Below are 22834 nucleotides of genomic sequence, written 5' to 3' on the forward strand. Positions count from 1 at the left end.
ATAGCGGTGGGTCAGATACGAGGCTTTCGCGAGCAAGCTTCGCTCCTACAGGTTTTGTTGCGCCTGCAAAATGGAGGTCTTTCCGCGATTCCTCTGTAGGAGCGAGCTTGCTCGCGATAACGGTGGGTCAGATACGACGCCATCGCGAGCAAGCTGCGCTCCTACAGGTTTTGTTGCGCCTGCAAAATGCAGGTCTTTCCGCGATTCCTCTGTAGGAGCGAGCTTGCTCGCGATAGCGGTGGGTCAGATACGACGCCATCGCGAGCAAGCTTCGCTCCTACGGGAATGATGAACGAGCATAAGCTCATCACCCAATGGTCTAGATCGGCCTCTATAAAAACCTCCCGGCCGTTGCACATCCCTGCATACACCTAATGCAGGGATGGTTGTCCATGAGTCTGTTCGTACCCCGTAGATCCCCTTTGAGCCTGGCCTTGCTGCTGGCGTTGAATGCGTTGCCGGCCTGGGCCGCGACCACCCCGTTCAACCTGCCCGCGGGGCCGCTGGACCAGACCTTGCTGCAGATTTCCCGGCAGACCGGCCTGCCGATTTCCTTCGAGCAGAAACTGGTGAGCGGCCGTTATGCGCCGGCGATCCAGGGCGAGCTCGACCAGCACCAGGCGCTGACCCTGGCGTTGCAGGACAGCGGCCTGAAGGAACAGCAGGACACCCAGGGCGTGACCATCACGGCAAACTCCAGCACGGCTGGCAGCGCCCCGGCGTTCGCTGAACCCACCACCCAGCTGCAGCGGGTGGAAGTGACCGGCACCGCGATCCGCCGGGTCGATGCCGAGACCGCGGTGCCGGTCACCGTGCTGCGGGTCGAGAAGCTGCGCGAGCAGGGCGTGACCACCACCGAAGAGCTGATCAACCGGATTTCCGCCAACCAGTCCTCGATCGGTTCCGGGCGTTCGGTGGGTTCCTCCAACGGGGGCGCGGCCTACGCCGACCTGCGCGGCATAGGCCCGAACAAGACCCTGGTGCTGCTCAACGGCCGGCGCCTGAGCAACAACGCGAGCAATGTGACCAACGGCTCCGGGGTGGATCTCAACACCATTCCCTTCGCCGCCATCGACCGGGTCGAAGTGCTGCGCGACGGCGCGTCCGCGCTGTACGGCACCGACGCCATCGGCGGGGTGATCAACTTCATCACCAAGAAGAGCCTGACCCGCGGCCAGGTCAGCACCAGCTACGACACCCCGACTCATTCCGGCGGTGGCGAGAGCAAGAACTTCAGCGGCAGCTGGGGCATCGGCGACCTGGAAGAAGACCGCTTCAACGTGTTTGGCGTGGTCAGCTACAACAAGCAGGAGCGCCTGGCCGCCAAGGACCGCGGCTACACCTACAACTACCAGCCCGGCCGGGGCCTGGACTACACCTCCGGCACCGCCTCGCCGGCCAACTGGAGCCAGGGCGCCAATGCCACCAACCCGTTGGCCGGTTCCGGCTGCAACGCGCCGGGGCTGCTGTCGCGCAACGGCATCTGCCGCCAGAGCCTCTGGAGCTACCTGGACCTGGTGCCGGAAACCGAAAAGACCTCGGCCTTCGCCAAGGCCACCGGCAAGCTCAGCGACGATCACAACGTCAGCCTCGAATACTTCTGGGCGCGTAATGAGAACCGCACCCAGATTGGCCCCGGCACCCTGATGGGCAACCAGGTCAACCCGGGCACGGCGTTCTACCCGGGCAATGGCATCACCCCGGGGCCCAGCGGCTTTGCCCTCGACCCGACGCAACCGGTGACGGCCAACTGGCGGGAAACCGATGTCGGCGCCCGCCGCCATGAAGACGACAACACCGGCCAGCGCCTGCTGCTGACGTTCGACGGCAGTGTCTCCGGCTGGGACTACAACATCGGCGCCTCGTACAACCAGAACAAGGTGGTCAGCACTATTCGCAGTGGCTACGTGAACGATGTGGCAGTGTCCCAGGGCATCGCCAATGGCGTGATCAACCCCTTCGGCCCACAGACCGCGGCGGGCAGCGCGCTGTTGGCGGCCAATACGGTGGACGGCGATTACGCCACGGCGGTCGGCCGGGTCAAGGCCATCGACGGGCGGGTCAGTCGCGATATCGGCGACTGGTTCGGTGCCGGCCCCTCGGCCCTGGCCCTGGGCGGCGAGTACCGCAAGGAGGACTTCCACCAGGATTTCGCCCAGTTCGCCGGCAATGTGCAGAGCCTGGGCATCGACCCCAACGGCAGCGTGTCGGGCGACCGCAGTGTGCAGGCGCAATATGCCGAACTCAACGTGCCGGTGCTCGACAGCCTGGAGCTGACGGCGGCGATCCGGCATGACAAATACAGCGACTTCGGCAGCACCACCAACCCCAAGTACTCGTTCCGCTTCCAGCCGTTCAAGGAACTGGTGCTGCGCGGCGCCTACAGCGAAGGCTTCCGCGCGCCGTCGTTGTACGAACTGTACAACCCGATCTATACCACCTTCACCAACGCCAACTACAACGACCCGCGGCTGTGCCCCGGCGGTACTCCGGCCAATGGCGGGATCGGCAATCGCGACTGCGCCCAGCAGTTCAACCGCAGCACCGGCGGTAACACAGAACTGAAGCCGGAAACCGCGCGCAACGTGACTCTGGGCTTCGTCTACCAGCCGTTCGACCGCCTCAACGCCGGGCTGGATTTCTGGTGGATCAAGATCGCCAACCAGATCGCCGAGTTTCCCGAGTCGGCGCCTTTCGACAACCCCGACCTGTACGCCGATCGGCTGGTGCGCAAGGCCGATGGCTCCATCGATCATGTGGTCACGGGCATGGCCAACCTGGGCAAGCTCAAGACCAGCGGGGTCGACGTCAGCCTCGACTACCGCCTGCCGGCCAATGCCTGGGGCGAGTTCGGCCTGGGGCTGCAAGGCACCTACGTCACCCGCTACGACTACCAGCAACAGCTCAAGGGTGAGTACATCGACAAGCTGGGGGATTTTCGCGGCGGCGACTTCACCTCGGCCGGTGCGGTGGCGCGCTGGCGCCACAGCCTGACCGCGACCTGGAACCAGGGCCCGCTGGGCGCGACCCTGACCAACCGCTACACCAGCGGCTACCACGACTCCGATCGCGACAGCCATAACCGCGTCGGCTCCTACAACATCTGGGACCTGGCCGGCACCTACACCTGGCGCCAGGCCCTGGGCGTGACCCTCGGGGTGAAGAACCTGTTCGACCGCGAGCCGCCGTTCAGCAACCAGACCTACACCTTCCAGAGCGGCTACGACCCACGCTACTCGGACCCCTTCGGAAGGACCCTGTACACGCGGCTCAGTTACAACTTCTGAGTCGATCAGCAATAAAGGTCCGGACGCTTTTTAGTAACCAATGGTTATAAAAACCGCTCTATAAAAATGCCCGTTCAGTTGCACATGACAGGCAGGAGCGGGGTGTTCCGGGTGGAAGGGTACGGGCGGGAGTCCGGGCTGAGTGGGTGAGCGTGATCTTTGTAGGAGCGAGGCTTGCCCGCGATAAGGCCGCCCATTCCCCCCCAAATCCCTGCTTCTGTTCATAGAGGCTTCATTCCATGCCGTTGCAACGCATTTTCCCGTTCTGGCTCTGCCTGTTACTGAGCCCCTCGCTACTGGCCGCCGTGCAACCGTCGCTGACGGTCTACGGCGAAGCCCCGAAATACCCCGCCGGCTTCCAGCACTTCGACTACGTCAACCCGGACGCGCCCAAGGGCGGCAGCCTGCGCCGGTCCTCCCTGGAAAGTGGGCCCTTCGACCATCTGATTCCCTACATCGACAAAGGCACCGGCGTGGCCGATATCGACGGCTGGCTGTATGCGCCGCTGGCCTATCGCTCCAAGGATGAGCCTTACACAGTGTACGGCCTGGTGGCCGAGGGCCTGGAGCTGGCCGCGGACCGTTCCTGGCTGCGCTTTTACCTCAACCCGCGGGCGCGCTTCGACGATGGCAGCCCGATCACCGCCGAGGACGTGCGCTACACCTTCGAGTTGCTGATGACCCAGGGCAGCTTCAAGTACCGCCAGCAGTTCGCCGATGTCGCCGAGGTCCGGGTGGAGTCGCCGACCCAGGTGCGTTTTATGTTCAAGAACACTGAGAGCCGCACCTTGCCCCTGGACCTGGCGTCGTTGCCGGTGTTGCCCGAGCACTGGTGGCGCGGCCGCAATTTCGCCGACGGTGGCGGCTTCGAAGCGCCGCTGGGCAGTGGGCCGTACCGGGTGAGTGCGGTGGACGCCGGGCGCAGCGTCGACTTCGAGCGGGTCAAGGACTGGTGGGGGCAGGACCTGCCGGTGGTCCGCGGGCGCTACAACTTCGATCGGCTGCGGGTGGAGTTCTTCGCCGACACCGATGTCTCGCGGCAGATCCTCAAGGCCGGTGGCTATGACTACAACCGCGAGTTCTCCGCCACCGGCTACACCATAGGTTATGCCGGCGCCGCGCTGGAGCAGGGGCGCCTGGTGCGCGAACACCTGGCGCCGGGGTCGGCCCTGGGCGCCCAGGGTTTCATTTTCAACCTGCAGAAACCGCAGTTCCAGGACCGCCGGGTGCGCCAGGCGATCGCCATGCTCTGGGACTTCGAGTGGAGCAACCGGCAGATGATGCGCAGCATGTATCTGCGCCAGCAGAGCTTCTTTTCCCACAGCGAACTGGCGGCAGCGGCACTGCCGGATGCCGAGGAGTTGAAAATCCTCCAACCCTGGCGCGGGCAGGTCCCCGAGGAGGTGTTTAGCCAGGTGTTCCAGGCGCCGCGCACCGACGGCAGCGGGATCATCCGTCCGCAGCAGTTGCAGGCCCTGAAACTGCTGGAGGCGGCGGGCTGGACACCCCGGGGCGACCAGTTGGTGAATGCTGCCGGCGAGCCCCTGCATTTCACCTTTCTCAACGGCCAGAAAGGCCTGGAGCGTTTGCTCCTGCCGTTCAAGCGCAACCTGGCGCAGATCGGCATCGGCTTCGATATCCGCCAGGTCGACACCGCGCAATACACCAACCGCGTGCGCAGCCGCGACTACGACATGATCATTGCCGCCTACCCGGTGTCCCAGGCACCGGGGCGCGAGTTGTTCAACTATTTCGGTTCAGTGAGCGCCGATGACCCGGGCTCGAACAACTACATGGCGCTGCGCGATCCTGCGGTGGACGGGCTGCTCAACGCCCTGGTGCAGGCCGACAGCCGCGCCAGCATGCTGGCCCACGCCCGGGCCCTGGACCGGGTGTTGCAGTGGGGCTACTACTGGATTCCCAACTACTACCCGCCAGGCATTTCCTCGGTGTGGTGGAACCGCTTTGGCCGGCCGGCCATCGCGCCGCTGTACGACGCCGGGCTCGACACCTGGTGGGAGATCAGCCCGCAAGCGCTGACCCTGAGCCAGATGCGCCAACGCAGCGGGGAGGCTGTCCATGCTGGGTTATAGCGCGCGGCGTCTGCTGCTGATCGTGCCCACCTTGCTGTGCATCCTGCTGGTGAACTTCGTCATCGTCCAGGCGGCCCCTGGTGGTCCGGTGGAGCAGGCCATCGCGCGCCTGCAAGGCATCGGCGGCGCCTCGGCGGTGGGCGGCGGGCATGTGGAATCGGTGGGCGGCGAGTCCCGCGCCACCCGTGGCCTGGACCCCAAGCTGCTGGCCGATATCGAGCGCCAGTACGGTTTCGACAAACCCGCCGGCGAGCGTCTGTGGCTGATGCTCAAGCACTATGCGCGGCTGGATTTTGGCGACAGCTTCTTTCGCGGGGCCAAGGTCACCGAGCTGATCGCGCAGAAGCTGCCGGTGACTTTGTCGCTGGGGCTGTGGGCGACGCTGATCACCTACCTGGTGTCGATCCCCCTGGGGATTCGCAAGGCCATCCATGACGGCTCGGCCTTCGACGTCTGGAGCAGCGCGGCGATCGTTATCGGTTATGCGATGCCGGGTTTCCTGTTCGCCCTGTTGCTGATAGTGGTGTTCGGCGGCGGCACCTTGCTCGACTGGTTTCCGGTGCGCGGGCTGGTGTCGGAGAACTTCGCCCAGCTCTCGGCCTGGGGCAAGGTCGCCGACTACTTCTGGCACCTGGTGCTGCCGGTCAGCGCCCTGGTGATCGGTGGGTTTGCCACCTTGACCCTGCTGACCAAGAACAGCTTTCTCAACGAGATCTCCCGCCTGTATGTGGTCACCGCCCGGGCCAAGGGGCTGAGCGAGCGGCAGGTGCTGTACGGCCATGTGTTTCGCAACGCCATGCTGCTGGTGGTCGCCGGCTTGCCCCAGGCCCTGGTCAATGTGTTCTTTGGCGGCTCGCTGCTGATCGAGGTGATCTTCTCCCTCGATGGCCTCGGGCGGCTGAGCTACGACGCCGCGGTGTCGCGGGATTACCCGGTGGTGTTCGGTTCGCTGTTCATCTTCACCCTGTTCGGTCTGCTGATAAAACTGCTCGGCGACCTGTGCTACACCCTGGTCGATCCGCGCATCGACTTCAGTGCAAGGAGCGCCTGATGTTGACCTTGTCTCCCATAGGCCAGCGGCGCTGGCAGCGCTTCAAGTCCCACCGGCGCGGCTGGTGGTCGTTGTGGCTGTTCATCGCGCTGTTCGCCTTGACCCTCGGCGGTGAGTTGATCGCCAACGACAAACCCTTGCTGGTGGCTTACCAGGGCCAGTGGTATTTCCCGGCGTTCAAGCGTTACACCGAACAGCAGTTCGGCGGCGAACTGCCGTTCCAGCCGGATTACCGCAGCGCTTCGGTGCGCCAACTGATCGAAGGGCAGGGCGGCTGGTTGCTGTTCGCGCCCATTCCTTTTGCTTTCGACACGGTCAACTACGACCTCACGGAACCGGCGCCCAGCCCGCCCTCGGCACAGAACTGGCTGGGCACCGACGACCAGGCACGGGACGTGCTGGCGCGGGTGATCTTCGGCACCCGGGTGTCGCTGCTGTTCGCCCTGGCATTGACTGCCGCCAGTGCACTGATCGGCATCGCCGCCGGCGCCCTGCAGGGCTATTACGGCGGCTGGATCGACCTGTTGGGGCAGCGCTTGCAGGAGGTCTGGTCGGGGCTGCCGGTGCTGTACCTGCTGATCATTCTCTCGGGGTTCGTCGAGCCGGGTTTCTGGTGGCTGCTGGGGATCATGGCGCTGTTTTCCTGGCTGACCCTGGTGGATGTGGTGCGCGCCGAGTTCCTGCGCAGCCGCGGCCTGGAGTACGTCAAGGCGGCGCGGGCCCTGGGCGTCGGCGATGCCCAGGTGATGCTGCGGCACATCCTGCCCAACGCCATGAGCGCCACCCTGACGTACCTGCCGTTCATTCTCACCGGAGCCATCGCCACCCTGTCGGCCCTGGATTTCCTCGGCTTCGGCATGCCGGCCGGCAGTGCTTCCCTGGGCGAATTGATCGGCCAGGGCAAAAGCAATCTGCAGGCGCCCTGGCTGGGGCTGACGGCGTTTTTCGCCCTGGCGCTGATTCTGTCGTTGCTGGTGTTTATCGGCGAAGCCTGCCGCGACGCCTTCGATCCGAGGCATTGAGATGAGTGAAAGACTGATTGAACTGCGCGACCTGCGGGTGGCGTTCAAGGCCACTGAAGTAGTGCATGGCATCGACCTGGAGATCCGTCCCGGCGAATGCCTGGCGCTGGTGGGCGAGTCCGGCTCCGGCAAGTCGGTGACGGCCCACAGCCTCCTGCAATTGCTGGATCCGGGCAGCACGCGTATCGCGGGCAGCATCCGTTATCGCGGCGAAGAGCTGCTCGGCGCCAGCCCAGCGCGTTTGTGCCAACTGCGCGGCAACCGCATCGCGATGATCTTCCAGGAGCCCATGAGCTCGCTGAACCCCCTGCATAGCCTGGAGCGGCAACTGGGGGAGACCCTGCGCTTGCACAAGGGCATGGCCGGAGCCCAGGCCCGCGAACGGATCCTGGAACTGCTGCGCCTGGTGGGCATCCAGCAGCCGGAGCAGCGCTTGCAGGCCTACCCCCATCAGCTCTCCGGCGGGCAACGCCAGCGGGTGATGATCGCCATGGCCCTGGCCTGCGAACCGGAATTGCTGATTGCCGACGAGCCGACCACCGCCCTGGATGTCACTGTGCAACGCAAGATCCTGCTGCTGCTCAAGGAGCTGCAACAGCGCCTGGGCATGGCCTTGCTGCTGATCAGCCACGACCTCAACCTGGTGCGCAGCATCGCCCAGCGGGTGGCGGTGATGCGCGCCGGGGAGATAGTCGAAACGGCTGGCTGCGAGCAGCTGTTCGCCGATCCCCGGCATCCCTACAGCGTCCAACTGCTGAATGCCGAGCCCGGCGGCCAGGCGCTGCGCCGCGGGCCCAGCGAGACCCTGCTGGCGGTGGACGGGCTGAAGGTCTGGTTCCGTCTGGGCGGTGGCTGGCTGCGGCCCAGGCGTTACCTGAAGGCGGTGAACGGCATCGACCTGCAACTGCAACGGGGCAAGACCCTGGGCATTGTCGGTGAGTCCGGCTCGGGCAAGTCGACCTTGGGCCAGGCGATCCTGCGGCTGATCGAGTCCGAAGGCAGCATCCGCTTCAAGGGTCAGGACCTGCAAAGCCTCGACGGCAAACAACTGCGGCCGTTGCGCCGGCAGTTGCAAGTGGTGTTTCAGGATCCTTTCGGCAGCCTCAGCCCACGCCTCAGCGTGCAGCAGATCATTGCCGAAGGCTTGCTGGTGCACAGCGAGCTGAATGCGCGGCAGCGCGAGCAGGCGGTGATCGAAGCCTTGCAGGAAGTCGGCCTTGACCCGGCCAGCCGCCATCGCTACCCCCACGAATTCTCCGGCGGCCAGCGCCAGCGCATCGCCATTGCCCGGGCCCTGGTGCTCAAGCCGGAACTGATCCTGCTCGACGAACCCACCTCGGCCCTCGACCGCACTGTGCAGAAACAGGTGGTGGCGCTGCTGCGTCGCCTGCAGCAGGAACATGGCCTGACCTACCTGTTCATCAGCCACGACCTGGCGGTGGTGCGGGCGCTGGCCCACGACCTGATCGTGATGCAGGAGGGTGAAGTGGTGGAGCGCGGCGAGACCGAGCAATTGTTCGCCACGGCGCGCCATCCTTATACCCGGGAGCTGCTGGCGGCGTCCTCGGTCTTGGCGGCTCCCGTCACCGGTTTGCCGTTGGCCGAGCCCCTTGGCGCCGACTGAAAGCGCGGGCCTGAAACGACGAATCCCGCCAGAGGGCGGGATTCGTGGGCAAACAAGGGCTTCCCTGGGGAAGCGCTTACTCAGGCCGGGAACAGTTCGCTCAGCTTCATCGCCAGCATCATGTCGCCTTCGGCGCGCAGCTTGCCGCCCATAAAGGCCTGCATGCCGTCGGTTTCGCCGCTGACAATGCCTTGCAGGGTTTCGCCGTCCATTACCAGAGTGACCTGGGCGTCCGGGTTCTCGCCTTCCTTGAGCTCGCAGGTGCTGTCTTTGACGATCAGCGAGAAGTTCTTGGTGTCATCGATACGGAAACCGAAAACCAGGTCCAGGCCGGCAGCGGCAGCTGGGTTGAACTTGGCTTTCATGGCTTGTACGGCGTCGGCTACGGAGGTCATGGTTCGATCCTTTTATGGGTTGTTACAGCAAGGGTCACAGTGATCCGGACTCAGCGGAAAGTGATGAGTTCCGGGGCCTTCAGCAGTTGCAGGTGGGCATGGCTGTTGAAGGAAGCCAGGGCAACCTCGCGACCGCGAAACTTCAGCTGGTTGAGCGAGGTATTGACGATTTGCCAATTCAGTTCGAAGGCCTGGGCGGCAGGCATCCGGGTAATCAGGTGGAGCAGGGCGGTGATGGTGCCGCCGGAGGTGAACACGGCGATTTTCTGGGTGTTGTCGGCCTGTTCCAGAATACGTTGCAGGCCGGCCTGCACTCGTTCGACGAACCCCAGCCAGCTTTCCAGGCCCGGTGGATCGTAGGTGCCGGCCAGCCAGCGGTCGATGATCAGGGCGAAGATGCGCTGGAATTCGGCGCGGTTCTGCGCGGCGTTGCGCAGGATGTCCAGGGCGCCGGGCTCCTCGGACAACATATCGGGCAGCAGGGCGCGGATCACCGCGTCGGCATCGAATTCGTTGAACGCCGAATCGGTTTCCAGGATCGGCGTGGGCAGGCCCGCGGCGCTGAACTGTTGCAGGGTGGAATGGGCGGTGTGTTGCTGGCGGCGCAGGTCACCGGCCAGGCAGCGGTCGAAGTTCACCCCCAGTTCGACCAGATGTTGACCGAGCACTTCGGCCTGGCGAACACCCGTGGTCGACAGCACGTCGTAGTCGTCCGCACCGAAGGAGGCCTGGCCATGTCGAATCAGATAGATGCTGCCCACGTCCGCGTCATCCCGGTACGTTGAAAGTTTTGCGAGGTTATGAGGATGCCGGTGAGCTGTCAATGAAAAAACATACGCTTGTTTGAAATGCCCGTTAGAGCTCGGTAACAGGAGGTTTCGCGACTGGTCGGCGCTCGGCTGCGCCGGTATGCTGAAGCTGTTCCGCCACGTGTTGGCAGTGATGCACGTCTTTAAGGAGTCCCTGTGGAGTTTCTCTCCGAATACGCCAGTTTCCTGGCCAAAACCGTCACCCTGGTCATCGCCATCCTGGTGGTGCTGGTCACCGCTGCGTCGCTGCGCAGCAAAGGCCGGCGCAAGGGCGCCGGGCAGTTGCATGTGAGCAAGCTCAACGATTTCTACAAAGGCCTGCGCGAGCGTCTGGAGCAGAGCCTGCTCGACAAGGACCAGCTCAAGGCCCTGCGCAAGTCCGAGGCCAAGGCCGAGAAAAAACACAAGAAGCAGCACGAGGAAAAGCCGCGGGTGTTCGTGCTGGATTTCAGCGGCGACATCAAGGCTTCGGCCACCGAGGGGCTGCGCCACGAGATCACCGCGCTGCTGAGCCTGGCTACGCCCAAGGACGAAGTGGTGCTGCGCCTGGAAAGCGCCGGCGGCATGGTGCACAGCTACGGCCTGGCCTCGTCGCAACTGGCGCGGATCCGTCAGGCCGGTGTGCCGTTGACGGTGTGCATCGACAAGGTCGCGGCCAGCGGCGGCTACATGATGGCCTGCATCGGCGAGAAGATCATCAGCGCGCCGTTCGCCATCCTCGGTTCGATCGGCGTGGTGGCGCAGCTGCCGAACGTCAACCGCCTGCTGAAAAAGCACGACATCGACTTCGAGGTACTGACCGCCGGCGAGTACAAGCGCACCCTGACCGTGTTTGGCGAAAACACCGAGAAGGGCCGGGAGAAGTTCCAGGAAGACCTGGACGTCACCCACAAGCTGTTCAAGAACTTCGTCTCCCGTTACCGGCCACAGCTGGTCATCGACGAGGTGGCTACCGGTGAAGTCTGGCTGGGTGTCGCGGCGCAGGAGAAGAAGCTGGTCGATGAACTGAAGACCAGCGACGAATACCTGGCCGAGCGCGCCAAGAGCGCCGAGCTGTTCCACCTGCACTACGCCGAGCGCAAGAGCCTGCAGGAGCGGGTCGGGCTGGCAGCCAGCAATTCTGTCGACCGTGTGCTGCTGACCTGGTGGAGCCGCCTGACCCAGCAGCGTTTCTGGTAAGGAACACCACGTGAGCCTGTTTCTTCTGTAGGAGCGAGGCTTGCCCGCGATGGAGGCCAACGATGACGCGATGAACCTGAAGCATCGCGTTGTCTTGACGTTTTGATCGCGAGCAAGCTCGCTCCTACAGGGGGCGGGCGACGGGGTAAAAGACGGCAGATACAAAAAAGCCCTGAACCGGTTTCCCGGTCCAGGGCTTTTTGTTGGCGCAGGCCTTAGCGGCGACGGAACAGCGGCAGCGGTTCGTCGGTGGCGGCCTGGTAGGTCACGGAGAAGTCCTTGAGGCTTTCCAGGGCTTCGTACGGGTCCTTGTCGGCGCGCAGGGCGTAGGCGTCGAACCCGCAGCGGCGCAGGTAGAACAGCTGGTCGCGCAAGATGTCGCCGATTGCCCGCAGCTCGCCCTTGAAACCGTAACGGTCACGCAGCAGGCGGGCGTTGGAGTAGTTGCGGCCATCGGTGAAGGCCGGGAAGTTCAGGGCGATGACCTGGAAGTGCTGCACGTCATCGCCGATCTCTTCGGCTTCTTCATCGCTGTCCAGCCACACGCCCAGGCCGCCGTCGCGGGCCTTGAGGGCGTGAGCGTGCTCGCGCCACAGGGCCAGCGGCACGATCAGGTCGTCGCAGTTGGAAATGCCGTCGAGGGTCGCGTCCTTGGGCAGCAGGTGCCAGGTTTCGTCGATGACCTCGTTGTTCTTAATGATTCGCTGCATAGACGCGCTCCTTGAAGAGGTCGATGCCAATACGTTGGTAGGTGTCGATGAAGCGCTCGTCCTCGGTACGTTGTTCCACGTACACGTCGATCAGCTTCGAGATCACGTCGGGCATGTCGTCCTGGGCGAAGGACGGGCCGAGGATCTTGCCCAGGCTGGCGTCGCGGCTGGCGCTGCCACCCAGGGAAACCTGATAGAACTCTTCGCCTTTCTTGTCCACGCCGAGGATGCCGATGTGGCCCACGTGGTGGTGGCCGCAGGCGTTCATGCAACCGGAGATGTTCAGGTCCAGCTCGCCGATGTCGAACAGGTAGTCCAGGTCGTCGAAACGGCGCTGGATGGATTCGGCGATCGGGATCGACTTGGCGTTGGCCAGGGAGCAGAAGTCGCCGCCCGGGCAGCAGATGATGTCGGTCAGCAGGCCGATGTTCGGCGTGGCGAAACCTTGTTCGCGCAGCTCGCCCCACAGGGTGAACAGCTGGCTCTGCTCGACGTCGGCGAGAATCACGTTCTGCTCGTGGGAGGTGCGCAGCTGACCGAAGCTGTAGCGCTCGGCCAGGTCGGCGATGCCGTCCAGCTGCTTGTCGGTGACGTCGCCCGGAGCTACGCCGGTGGGCTTCAGCGACAGGGTCACGGCGACATAACCCGGCTTCTTGTGGGCCAGGGTGTTGCGCGTGCGCCAGCGGGCGAAGCCCGGATGCTGCTGGTCGAGCTCGGCCAGTTCGGCGTCCTGGTTGACCAGGGCCTTGTAGTCCGGATCGACGAAGTGCTTGGCCACGCGATGCACTTCGGCGTCGGTCAGGGTGGTCTGGCCGCCGCGCAGGAAGGTCATTTCCGCTTCGACTTTCTCGGCGAACACTTCTGGGGTCAGGGCCTTGACCAGGATCTTGATCCGCGCCTTGTACTTGTTGTCACGTCGGCCATAGCGGTTGTAGACCCGCAGGATGGCGTCGAGGTAGCTCAACAGGTCCTGCCATGGCAGGAACTCGTTGATGAAGGCGCCGACCACCGGGGTCCGGCCCAGGCCGCCACCGACCAGGACCCGGAAGCCCAGCTCGCCGGCGGCGTTGTGCACCGGCTCCAGGCCGATGTCGTGGACTTCGATGGCCGCGCGGTCCGCGGTCGAACCGTTGATGGCGATCTTGAACTTGCGCGGCAGGTAGGCGAATTCAGGGTGGAAGGTGGTCCACTGACGGACGATCTCGCACCAGGGGCGCGGGTCGACCAGCTCATCGGCGGCGACGCCGGCGAACTGGTCGGTGGTGACGTTGCGCAGGCAGTTGCCGCTGGTCTGGATGGCGTGCATCTGCACGGTCGCCAGCTCAGCCAGGATGTCCGGGATGTCTTCCAGCGCCGGCCAGTTGAACTGCACGTTCTGCCGGGTACTGATGTGGGCGTAGCCCTTGTCGTAGTCGCGAGCGATCCTGGCCATCATCCGTGCTTGGCGCGAAGTCAGCTGGCCATAAGGCACCGCCACCCGCAGCATCGGGGCAAAACGTTGGATATAGAGGCCATTCTGCAGGCGCAGAGGGCGGAATTCTTCTTCGCTCAGCTCGCCTGCCAGATAGCGCCGGGTCTGATCACGGAACTGCTTGACGCGGTCCTCGATGATCCGCTGATCGTACTCGTCGTATACGTACATATAGATCCTGTTCTCAGGCTTATCAGGTGACGCAGAGGCGGATGTCACCCAAGAAATTCTGCGCGCACGGCCGCGCACTCCCAACGGAGCCGGGCGAAGATACCAGTTTGCAGTTATGCGCAAAAGTGATGTTTGAGTATATGCAAAGAACCAAAACGACTAACGGTATCCAGCCGCCTCAAACCCACATTTGTGGTGAGGGCAATCCTCGACTTAACTGTGCTCGAGTCTTTGTGCAGTCACCGATAAAACCGACAAGAGGCGATGCTATGAGCAATCCAACCAAAGCAAGGAAAAGCGACAGCAGTGTCGATGCTTGGGCCATTCTCTTCCTGATCATTCTGGTCGTGGGAACGGCGGTGTTCTGGGTCAGTCATCAATAGTTGCGGTCAAGCGATGAACAGAGTCCGAATTGTCTCTGGGAAATGACAATTTGCCGACATTGGCCAGTATTTTGCCAGTTATACTGCAAGGCAATATTCCGGGGCTCTGGTCGCAATGTTGAAGGTGTTAGGTCGGTATCTGCTGGTACTGCCGCTGGTGTTGAGTGGGTCGTTCTGGGCCGTGGCTCATGCCACCTCGGTGGTGTTTCTGAACCCGGGCAACTCTACTGAAACCTTCTGGGTCGGTTATTCACAGTTCATGCAGGCCGCGGCCAACGACCTCGGCCTGGATCTGCGCGTGCGTTATTCGCAGCGCGATTCGCAAACCACCATCCGCCAGGCCCGGGAAGCCCTGCAGGGGCCGGATCGGCCGGATTACCTGGTGGTGGTCAACGAGCAATATGTCGCGCCGGAGATCCTGCGCCTGTCCCAGGGCAGCGGGGTGAAGCTGTTCGTCGTCAACAATGCGCTGACCGCCGATCAGCAGCGCTTGCTCGGTGAGCGCCAGAGCCGTTATCCCGACTGGATCGGCAGCATGATCGCCAACGACGAAGAAGCCGGCTACCTGATGCTCAAGGAGCTGGTTCGTCGTCACGGCCCGCTCGCCCCCGGGCAGTACATCGACCTGCTGGCGTTCTCGGGCGTGAAGAACACCCCAGTGGCGCAATCCCGTGAACAGGGCTTGCAGCGGGCGCTGGCCGAGCACCCCGAGGTGCGGCTGCGCCAGCTGGTGTATGGCGAATGGAGTCGCCAGCGCGCCTTTGAACAGGCCCAGCAGCTGCTCAAGCGTTACCCGCAGACGCAGTTGATCTGGTCGGCCAACGACGAGATGGTCCTGGGGGCCATGGAAGCGCTGGAGCAGCAGGGGCGGCGACCGGGCAAGGAGGTGCTGTTCAGTGCCCTGAACAGTTCGCCGCAGGCCTTGCAGGCGCTGATCGACGGACGCCTGACAGCCCTGATCGCCGGGCACTTCACCCTGGGCGGCTGGGCGATGGTGGTGCTCAATGACGACGCCCGGGGGCTGGGTCCTGTGGCCCATGGCGGCCCGGACTGGCAGCTGGAGGTGTTCCAGCTATTGGACAGGGTCCAGGCGCAGCGCTTGCTGGATCTGCAGGGTTCGCAGCAATACGGCGTGGACTTCCGCGGGCTGTCGGCCGAGGGCAAACCGGCCGGCTACCGTTATCCCTTCTCGCTGAATCTGTTGCTGCACTGACAGGCGTTCAGAGCCCCGCCAGGTGCACTACCAGCTTGACGATACCGAACAGGGTCAAGGCGAACACTGCGGTGAACAGAATGCCCAGGATCACGAAATGGCTGGGTTTGCCGTGGGTGAAGTCGCGCTTGCGGTTCTTGCCGCTCTGCACGCCAAAGGCGGCAGCGGCGACGCTTTGCAGCATCTGCCAAAGGGTCGGCGGCTTGTCGTTGATGGGGTCGTCCATAAATCCCTCGACACAAGTGGGTGTGGGGAAAGCATAGACAATTTCCGCGTAGCTCCACCCTGTAGGAGCGAGCTTGCTCGCGATCAAAACGCCAAGACAACGCGNTCGTTGGCGTTCATCGCGAGCAAGCTCGCTCCTACAGTGGGGGGCGCAGCTGTTAGTTGTCGTAGCCCAGGTTCGGCGCCAGCCAGCGCTCGGTCACGGCCAGGTCCTGGCCTTTGCGCGCGCTGTAGCTGTTGACCTGGTCCTTGTCGATCTTGCCCACGGCGAAGTACTGCGCCTGCGGATGGGCGAAGTACCAGCCGCTGACCGCCGCCGCCGGGAACATGGCGAAGTGTTCGGTGAGGAACACGCCGCTGCGCCCGGCCTTGCCTTCGCTGGCCTCGGGGTCGAGCAGGGCGAACAGGGTGCTCTTCTCGGTGTGGTCCGGGCAGGCCGGATAACCCGGGGCAGGGCGGATACCGCTGTACTGCTCCTTGATCAGCGCCTCGTTGTCCAGTTCCTCGTCCTTGGCATAGCCCCAGTAGTCTTTACGCACCTGCTGGTGCAGCCACTCGGCGCAGGCCTCGGCCAGACGGTCGGCCAGGGCCTTGACCATGATCGAGTTGTAGTCGTCGCCCTTGTCCTGATAGGCCTTGGCCACTTCTTCGGCGCCGATGCCGGCGGTGGTGATGAAACCGCCCACGTAGTCGGTCACGCCGCTGTCTTTGGGCGCGACGAAGTCGGCCAGGGAGAAGTTCGGCTTGCCATCGGTCTTGATGGTCTGCTGGCGCAGGTGGTGCAGCTTGGCCAAAGGCTGGCCGTCGTCGCCATAGACTTCCAGGTCGTCGTCCTGCACCTGGTTGGCCGGCCAGAAGCCGAACACCGCGCGGGCGCTGATCAGCTTCTCGTCGATCAGCTTGTCGAGCATTTCCCGGGCGTCCTTGTACAGCGCGGTGGCGGCTTCACCCACCACCTCGTCCTGGAGGATGCGCGGGAACTTGCCGGCCAGGTCCCAGGAGATGAAGAACGGCGTCCAGTCGATGTATTCGGCCAGGACCCGCAGGTCGATATTGTCCAGCACCTTGGCCCCGGTGAAGGTCGGCACGGTCGGCTGGTAGCTGCTCCAGTCGAACTGCGGCTTCTTGGCCACGGCCGCCGGGTAGCTCAGGCGCTCGGTGCGGGCGCTGCGGTTGGCGGTGCGCTCGCGGACTTCCACGTACTCTTCGCGGGTACGCTCGACGAAGCCGGCCTTGAGTTCCTTGGACAGCAGTTGGGTGGCCACGCCCACGGCGCGCGAGGCGTCGGTGACGTAGACCACCGCGTCATTGCTGTACTTGGGCTCGATCTTCACCGCCGTGTGGGCCTTGGAGGTGGTGGCGCCACCGATCATCAGCGGCAGGTGGAAGTCCTGGCGCTGCATTTCCCGGGCGACATGGACCATCTCGTCCAGCGACGGGGTGATCAGGCCGGACAGGCCGATGATGTCGCACTTCTGTTCCTTGGCTACCTGCAGGATCTTCTCTGCCGGCACCATCACGCCGAGGTCGACGATGTCGTAGCCGTTACAGCCCAGGACCACGCCGACGATGTTCTTGCCGATGTCGTGTACGTCGCCCTTGACCGTGGCCATGAGGATCTTGCCCTTGGCTTCCGGCTTGTCGCCTTTTTCCAGTTCGATGAACGGAATCAGGTGGGCCACGGCCTGCTTCATCACCCGGGCGGACTTCACCACCTGGGGCAGGAACATTTTGCCGGCGCCGAACAGGTCGCCGACGATGTTCATGCCGGCCATCAACGGGCCTTCGATCACTTCGATCGGGCGAGCGAAGGACAGCCGCGACTCTTCGGTGTCTTCGACAATGTGCGTGGTGATGCCCTTGACCAGGGCATGTTCCAGGCGCTTGTTGACGTCCCAGTTGCGCCACTCTTCGGTCTCGGCTTCCTTGACGCTGCCGTCGCCCTTGTACTTGTCGGCGATGGCGAGGAGGGCATCGGTGCCTTCCGGGGTGCGGTTGAGGATCACGTCCTCCACGGCGTCGCGCAGCTCCTGCGGGATCTGGTCGTAGATCTCCAGCTGGCCGGCGTTGACGATGCCCATGGTCAGGCCGTTGCGGATCGCATACAGCAGGAACACCGAGTGGATCGCCTCGCGCACCGGGTTGTTGCCGCGGAACGAGAACGACACGTTGGACACGCCGCCGGAGCTCAGCGCATAGGGCAGCTCGTCGCGGATGTAGGCGCAGGCGTGGATGAAGTCCACCGCGTAGTTGTTGTGTTCCTCGATGCCGGTGGCCACGGCGAAGATGTTCGGGTCGAAGATGATGTCTTCCGGCGGGAAGCCGACGTCGTTGACCAGGATGTCGTAGGAGCGTTTGCAGATTTCCTTCTTGCGCGCCTCGGTGTCGGCCTGGCCGGCTTCGTCGAAGGCCATCACCACCACAGCGGCGCCGTAGCGCTTGCACAGCTTGGCGTGATGAATGAACTGCTCGACGCCTTCCTTCATGCTGATGGAGTTGACGATGCCCTTGCCCTGGATGCACTTGAGGCCGGCTTCGATCACTTCCCACTTGGAGGAGTCGATCATGATCGGCACGCGGGAGATGTCCGGTTCGCCGGCGATCAGGTTGAGGAAGGTCACCATGGCCTTCTTCGAGTCCAGCATGCCTTCGTCCATGTTGATGTCGATCACCTGGGCGCCGGCCTCGACCTGCTGCAGGGCGACTTCCAGGGCTTCGGTGTAGTTCTCTTCACGGATCAGGCGGGCGAACTTGGCGGAACCGGTGATGTTGGTCCGCTCGCCGACGTTGACGAACAACGACTGGCGATCGATGGTGAACGGCTCCAGGCCCGACAGGCGGCAGGCCTTGGGGATGTCCGGGATCTGCCGCGGCGCATAACCGGCGACGGCCTTGGCGATGGCCTCGATATGCCCCGGGGTGGTGCCGCAGCAACCGCCGACGATGTTCAAAAAGCCGCTCTGGGCGAACTCTTCGATGACCTTGGCGGTTTGCGCCGGCAGTTCGTCGTACTCGCCGAATTCGTTGGGCAGGCCGGCGTTGGGGTGCGCGGAGACGTGGGTGCTGGCCTTGTTCGACAGCTCTTCCAGGTAGGGGCGCAGTTCGCTGGCGCCGAGGGCGCAGTTCAGGCCCACCGAGATCGGCTTGGCGTGGGCCACCGAGTTCCAGAAGGCTTCGGTGGTCTGCCCGGACAGGGTGCGGCCCGAGGCGTCGGTGATGGTGCCGGAGATCATGATCGGCAGTTCGAGGCCCAGTTCTTCGAACACGCCCTGCACGGCGAAGATTGCCGCCTTGGCGTTGAGGGTGTCGAAGATGGTCTCGATCAGGATCAGGTCGGCGCCGCCCTCGATCAGGCCCTTGGTGGCCTCGGTGTAGTTCTCCACCAGTTCGTCGAAGGTGACGTTGCGGTAGCCGGGGTTGTTGACGTCCGGCGACAGCGAGCAGGTGCGGCTGGTCGGGCCCAGCACGCCGGCGACGAAGCGCGGCTTGTCCGGGGTCTCCAGGGTCTTGGCGTCGGCCACCTTGCGCGCCAGGCGCGCGCCTTCGACGTTGAGCTCGTAGACCAGGGCTTCCATGCCATAGTCGGCCATGGAAATCTGCGTGGCGTTGAAGGTGTTGGTTTCGAGGATGTCGGCGCCGGCATCCAGGTAGGCTTTCTCGATGCCGCCGATCACGTCCGGACGGGTCAGCACCAGCAGGTCGTTGTTGCCCTTGACGTCGCTCGGCCAGTCGGCGAAGCGTTTGCCACGGTAGTCCTGCTCCTCGAGCTTGTAGCTCTGGATCATGGTGCCCATGCCGCCGTCGAGAATCAGGATGCGCTCTTTGAGGGCTTGCTGAAGGGCTTGGAGGCGCGTGCTGCGATCGGACATGAAAGACTACCTGGAAGGGCCATTACGAAGGGCGAGGATCATAGCAAACCTGTGCGCTTTTAGAGCATGTGGCGGTTTTGCATGAATATCGCTCATGTTGGCCGCGGTGCTGGCCCGGTAGAATCGGCGGATTTTCTTATGGATTGGACCAGGGATATGTCTTACCGCGTCGTCATCGGCAGTGTGCTGCTGCTTTTAAGTTCGTTCGCCAGCGCCCAGGGTCCCGCGCCAGCGATCTCCTATACCCGCGATATCCAGCCGATCTTTACCGAGAAATGCGTGGCCTGCCATGCGTGCTACGACTCGGCCTGCCAGCTCAACCTGGGCAGCGGCGAGGGCGCGGCCCGCGGCGCCTCGAAGATCCCGGTGTACGACGGCGAGCGCAGCAAGGCGCAGGCGCCGACCCGCTTGTTCTACGACGCTTCCGGCAAGCACGCCTGGCAGAACATGGGCTTCTACTCGGTGCTCGACGCCCAGGGCAGCCAGGCGGCGCTGATGGCGCGCATGCTGGAGCTGGGCCACAAGACGCCGTTGCAACCCAACGCCAAGCTGCCGGAGGACATTGTCCTGGGCCTGAACCGCGAGAACATGTGCGCGCAACCGGCCGAATTCGACGGTTATGCCAAAGCCCATCCGCGCGAAGGCATGCCGCTGGCGGTGACCGGCCTGACCGATCAGCAATACCAGACCCTGCAGCGCTGGCTGGCCTCCGGGGCGCCGATCGACGAGCAGAGCCTGGCGCCGAGCGCCAAGGAAGCGATGCAGGTGCTGCAGTGGGAAAACCTGCTCAATGCCCCGGGCGCCCGGGAAAGCCTGGTGGCCCGCTGGCTGTTCGAGCACTGGTTCCTGGCCCATATCTACTTCGAGGGCGGCGAGCCGGGGCATTTCTTCCAGTGGGTACGCTCGCGCACGCCGAGCGGCCAGCCGATCGACCTGATCAACACCCGCCGGCCCAACGACGACCCGGGCACCCAGGTGTATTACCGCCTGTGGCCGGTGCAGGGGGTGATAGTGCACAAGACCCACATCACCTACCCGCTGAGCGCGGCGAAGATGGCGCGGGTCAAGACGCTGTTCTACAGCGGCGATTATCAGGTCACCGCGCTGCCGGGTTATGGCCCGGGCCGCCGCGCCAACCCGTTCGAGACCTTCGAGGCGATTCCGGCCAAGGCCCGCTACCAGTTCATGCTGGATAACGCCGAGTACTTCGTGCGCACCTTTATCCGTGGTCCGGTGTGCCGCGGGCAGATCGCCACCGACGTGATCCGCGACAACTTCTGGGCGCTGTTCCAGGCCCCGGAGCACGACCTCTATATCACCGACCCGTCCTATCGCGGCCAGGCCACGCCGCTGCTGGCCATGCCCGGGCAGAATGACGACGTCGGCAGTGTGCTGAGCCTGTGGCTGGCCTACCGCGACAAGCGCAACGAATACGAGGTCCTGCGTCGCGACTCCTACGCCAATGCCCCGGCGCCGAGCTGGTCGACCCTGTGGGCGGGCAACGACAACGCGCTGCTGAGCATCTTCCGCCACTTCGACAGCGCCTCGGTGACCAAGGGCCTGATCGGCGAGGTGCCACAGACCCTGTGGCTGTTCGACTACCCGCTGCTGGAGCGCACCTACTACCAGCTGGCGGTCAACTTTGATGTGTTCGGCAACGTCTCGCACCAGGCGCAGACCCGGCTGTACTTCGACCTGATCCGCAATGGCGCCGAGCAGAACTTCCTGCGCCTGATGCCCGCCGGCAGCCGCGAGGACTTCCTCGACGATTGGTACCAGAACAGCGGCAAGTTCAAGATGTGGCTGGACTACGAGTCCATCGACGACGACAAGGCCAGTGCCCTGACCCTGGACGAAAAGGACCCGAAACGCGACTTCGCCAACCAATTGTTGAGCCGTTACGGCGACCTCAATGCGCGGCCCGATCCGATCAACCGCTGCGACGGCGCCTACTGCTCGCGGCCGAATATCGACCAGGACCTGCAGAACGCCGAACAGGCCCTCAGCAGCTTGGTTTCGCGGCCGGCGGCCGGCATGCGGGTCATCGACCTGTTGCCGGAGGCCACCATGCTGCGTATCCAGGCGCCAAGCGGCAAACGGGTGTTCTACAGCATGCTGCGCAACCGCGCCCACAGTAACGTGGCGTTCCTGCTGGGCGAATCGCTGCGCTACCAGCCGGGCCTGGATACCCTGACCATCTACCCGGGCGTGCTCAGCAGCTACCCGAACTTCATGTTCAATATTCCTGCCGAGCAAGTGCCGGCGTTCGTGGCCGAGATGGAAAACGCCAAGGACGCCCACCGTTTCGAGAAAATCGTCGAGCGCTGGGGGATCCGCCGCAGCCATCCGCAGTTCTGGCAGTACTTCCATGACCAGACCCAGTACATCCTGGAAACCGATCCGAAAGAGGCGGGCGTACTGGACATGAACCGCTACGAGAACCTCTGAGGGCGCCAAGCCCTTGAAATTCCGGGCCGGAGCCCTCAGGTTCCGGCCCGGCCCATTCCGGACAAGCCTTGTGAAAAATCCCAGGCGTTGCGTCGACCACGCAGTGCGGGCCTATCGACCAAGGTCTATCCCGACAAAAATACTAGGACTTTGTCCGGCACGCCGATTGGCGTAAACTGCGCCCACGCCTGCGAGGAATTTCCATGACCGCTATTACCATTACCGACGCCGCCCACGATTATCTGGCTGATCTGCTCTCCAAGCAGAACACCCCGGGCATTGGCATCCGCATCTTTATCACCCAGCCAGGGACTCAGTACGCCGAGACCTGCATCGCCTATTGCAAGCCGGGTGAAGAAAAACCCGAAGACAAAGCCCTCGGGCTGAAGAGCTTCACCGCCTACATCGACGCCTTCAGCGAAGGTTTCCTCGATGATGCGGTGGTCGACTACGCCACCGACCGCATGGGCGGCCAGCTGACCATCAAGGCGCCCAACGCCAAGGTGCCGATGGTCAACGCCGACAGCCCGATCAACGAGCGCATCAACTACTACCTGCAAACCGAGATCAACCCGGGGCTGGCCAGCCACGGCGGCCAGGTCAGCCTGATCGATGTGGTCGAGGACGGCATCGCCGTGCTGCAGTTCGGTGGTGGTTGCCAAGGCTGCGGCCAGGCCGACGTGACCTTGAAGGAAGGCATCGAGCGCACCCTGCTCGAACGCATTCCCGAGCTCAAGGGTGTACGTGACGTCACCGACCACACGCAGAAAGAAAACGCCTACTACTAAGGCGTTCGCTGCGAACATGAAAAACGGCGCCCCGTGAGCGCCGTTTTTTTATGCCCGGATGTATGTGGTCCCAGTTGCTCCGCGGCGCCTGGATCG

General features: G+C 63.7%; 15 protein-coding genes. 9 read left to right on the forward strand and 6 right to left on the reverse strand.

Annotated features, from left to right (window positions below):
* The first annotated feature begins 392 nt into the window (after positions 1 to 392).
* The 5 genes from ACTJKT_RS20160 to ACTJKT_RS20180 all read left to right on the forward strand — a co-directional run bounded on the left by ACTJKT_RS20160 (position 393) and on the right by ACTJKT_RS20180 (position 9077).
* Entirely contained in the window at positions 393 to 3287 is a 2895-nt protein-coding gene (locus ACTJKT_RS20160; protein WP_440788299.1) for a TonB-dependent receptor, read from the forward strand.
* A gap of 239 nt (positions 3288 to 3526) precedes the next feature.
* Entirely contained in the window at positions 3527 to 5380 is a 1854-nt protein-coding gene (locus ACTJKT_RS20165; protein WP_440788300.1) for an extracellular solute-binding protein, read from the forward strand.
* The gene (locus ACTJKT_RS20170) at positions 5367 to 6431 is read left to right on the forward strand and encodes a microcin C ABC transporter permease YejB (protein WP_440788301.1); all 1065 of its coding nucleotides are present in this window, start codon (positions 5367 to 5369) and stop codon (positions 6429 to 6431) included. The genes ACTJKT_RS20165 and ACTJKT_RS20170 overlap by 14 nt, the downstream gene beginning before the upstream one ends.
* Positions 6431 to 7453, forward strand: coding sequence for an ABC transporter permease (locus ACTJKT_RS20175; RefSeq protein ID WP_440788302.1), 1023 nt, complete (start codon positions 6431 to 6433; stop codon positions 7451 to 7453). Before ACTJKT_RS20170 ends, ACTJKT_RS20175 begins: the two co-directional genes overlap by 1 nt.
* A gap of 1 nt (position 7454) precedes the next feature.
* Positions 7455 to 9077 (forward strand): ABC transporter ATP-binding protein, encoded by a 1623-nt coding sequence (locus tag ACTJKT_RS20180; protein WP_440788303.1) that lies wholly within the window; start codon positions 7455 to 7457, stop codon positions 9075 to 9077.
* 80 nt (positions 9078 to 9157) lie between these two features.
* Here the strand turns inward: ACTJKT_RS20180 and ACTJKT_RS20185 are convergent, their stop codons facing one another.
* Together ACTJKT_RS20185 and ACTJKT_RS20190 are read right to left on the reverse strand one after the other, a co-directional pair.
* Entirely contained in the window at positions 9158 to 9472 is a 315-nt protein-coding gene (locus ACTJKT_RS20185; RefSeq protein ID WP_007921837.1) for an SCP2 sterol-binding domain-containing protein, read from the reverse strand.
* A gap of 50 nt (positions 9473 to 9522) precedes the next feature.
* The gene (locus ACTJKT_RS20190; protein WP_440788304.1) at positions 9523 to 10233 is read right to left on the reverse strand and encodes a histidine phosphatase family protein; all 711 of its coding nucleotides are present in this window, start codon (positions 10231 to 10233) and stop codon (positions 9523 to 9525) included.
* Between the two features lie 204 nt (positions 10234 to 10437).
* Between ACTJKT_RS20190 and sohB the strand changes: the two genes are divergently transcribed.
* On the forward strand, positions 10438 to 11460 hold the full coding sequence (gene sohB, locus ACTJKT_RS20195) for a protease SohB (RefSeq protein WP_440788305.1): 1023 nt from the start codon (positions 10438 to 10440) through the stop codon (positions 11458 to 11460).
* Between the two features lie 215 nt (positions 11461 to 11675).
* Here the strand turns inward: sohB and ACTJKT_RS20200 are convergent, their stop codons facing one another.
* Both ACTJKT_RS20200 and ACTJKT_RS20205 read right to left on the reverse strand, forming a co-directional pair.
* Positions 11676 to 12170: a DUF934 domain-containing protein gene (locus ACTJKT_RS20200; protein ID WP_009049671.1), complete on the reverse strand. Its 495-nt coding sequence runs from the start codon at positions 12168 to 12170 to the stop codon at positions 11676 to 11678.
* Positions 12154 to 13812: a nitrite/sulfite reductase gene (locus tag ACTJKT_RS20205; RefSeq protein ID WP_440788306.1), complete on the reverse strand. Its 1659-nt coding sequence runs from the start codon at positions 13810 to 13812 to the stop codon at positions 12154 to 12156. The genes ACTJKT_RS20200 and ACTJKT_RS20205 overlap by 17 nt, the downstream gene beginning before the upstream one ends.
* Before the next feature lie 498 nt (positions 13813 to 14310).
* On the opposite strand from ACTJKT_RS20205, the gene ACTJKT_RS20210 reads away from it, so the two are divergent.
* Positions 14311 to 15408, forward strand: a complete 1098-nt coding sequence (locus ACTJKT_RS20210; RefSeq protein ID WP_440788307.1) for an ABC transporter substrate-binding protein — start codon at positions 14311 to 14313, stop codon at positions 15406 to 15408.
* A 7-nt stretch (positions 15409 to 15415) separates the two neighbouring features.
* On the opposite strand, the gene ACTJKT_RS20215 is transcribed toward ACTJKT_RS20210, so the two are convergent.
* Together ACTJKT_RS20215 and metH are read right to left on the reverse strand one after the other, a co-directional pair.
* The gene (locus ACTJKT_RS20215; protein WP_007921856.1) at positions 15416 to 15634 is read right to left on the reverse strand and encodes a DUF2970 domain-containing protein; all 219 of its coding nucleotides are present in this window, start codon (positions 15632 to 15634) and stop codon (positions 15416 to 15418) included.
* 157 nt (positions 15635 to 15791) lie between these two features.
* A complete protein-coding gene (gene metH / locus ACTJKT_RS20220) occupies positions 15792 to 19502 on the reverse strand; it encodes a methionine synthase (protein WP_440788308.1) in 3711 nt (1236 codons plus the stop codon).
* A gap of 156 nt (positions 19503 to 19658) precedes the next feature.
* On the opposite strand from metH, the gene ACTJKT_RS20225 reads away from it, so the two are divergent.
* Positions 19659 to 21950 carry a fatty acid cis/trans isomerase gene (locus ACTJKT_RS20225; RefSeq protein ID WP_440788309.1) on the forward strand — a complete coding sequence of 764 codons (2292 nt, stop codon included), beginning with the start codon at positions 19659 to 19661 and terminating at the stop codon, positions 21948 to 21950.
* A 203-nt stretch (positions 21951 to 22153) separates the two neighbouring features.
* The gene (gene nfuA / locus ACTJKT_RS20230; protein WP_009049665.1) at positions 22154 to 22738 is read left to right on the forward strand and encodes a Fe-S biogenesis protein NfuA; all 585 of its coding nucleotides are present in this window, start codon (positions 22154 to 22156) and stop codon (positions 22736 to 22738) included.
* The last annotated feature ends 96 nt before the right edge of the window (positions 22739 to 22834 follow it).

This window comes from Pseudomonas sp. 22526, from assembly GCF_052044735.1.
GTDB lineage: Bacteria > Pseudomonadota > Gammaproteobacteria > Pseudomonadales > Pseudomonadaceae > Aquipseudomonas > Aquipseudomonas piscium.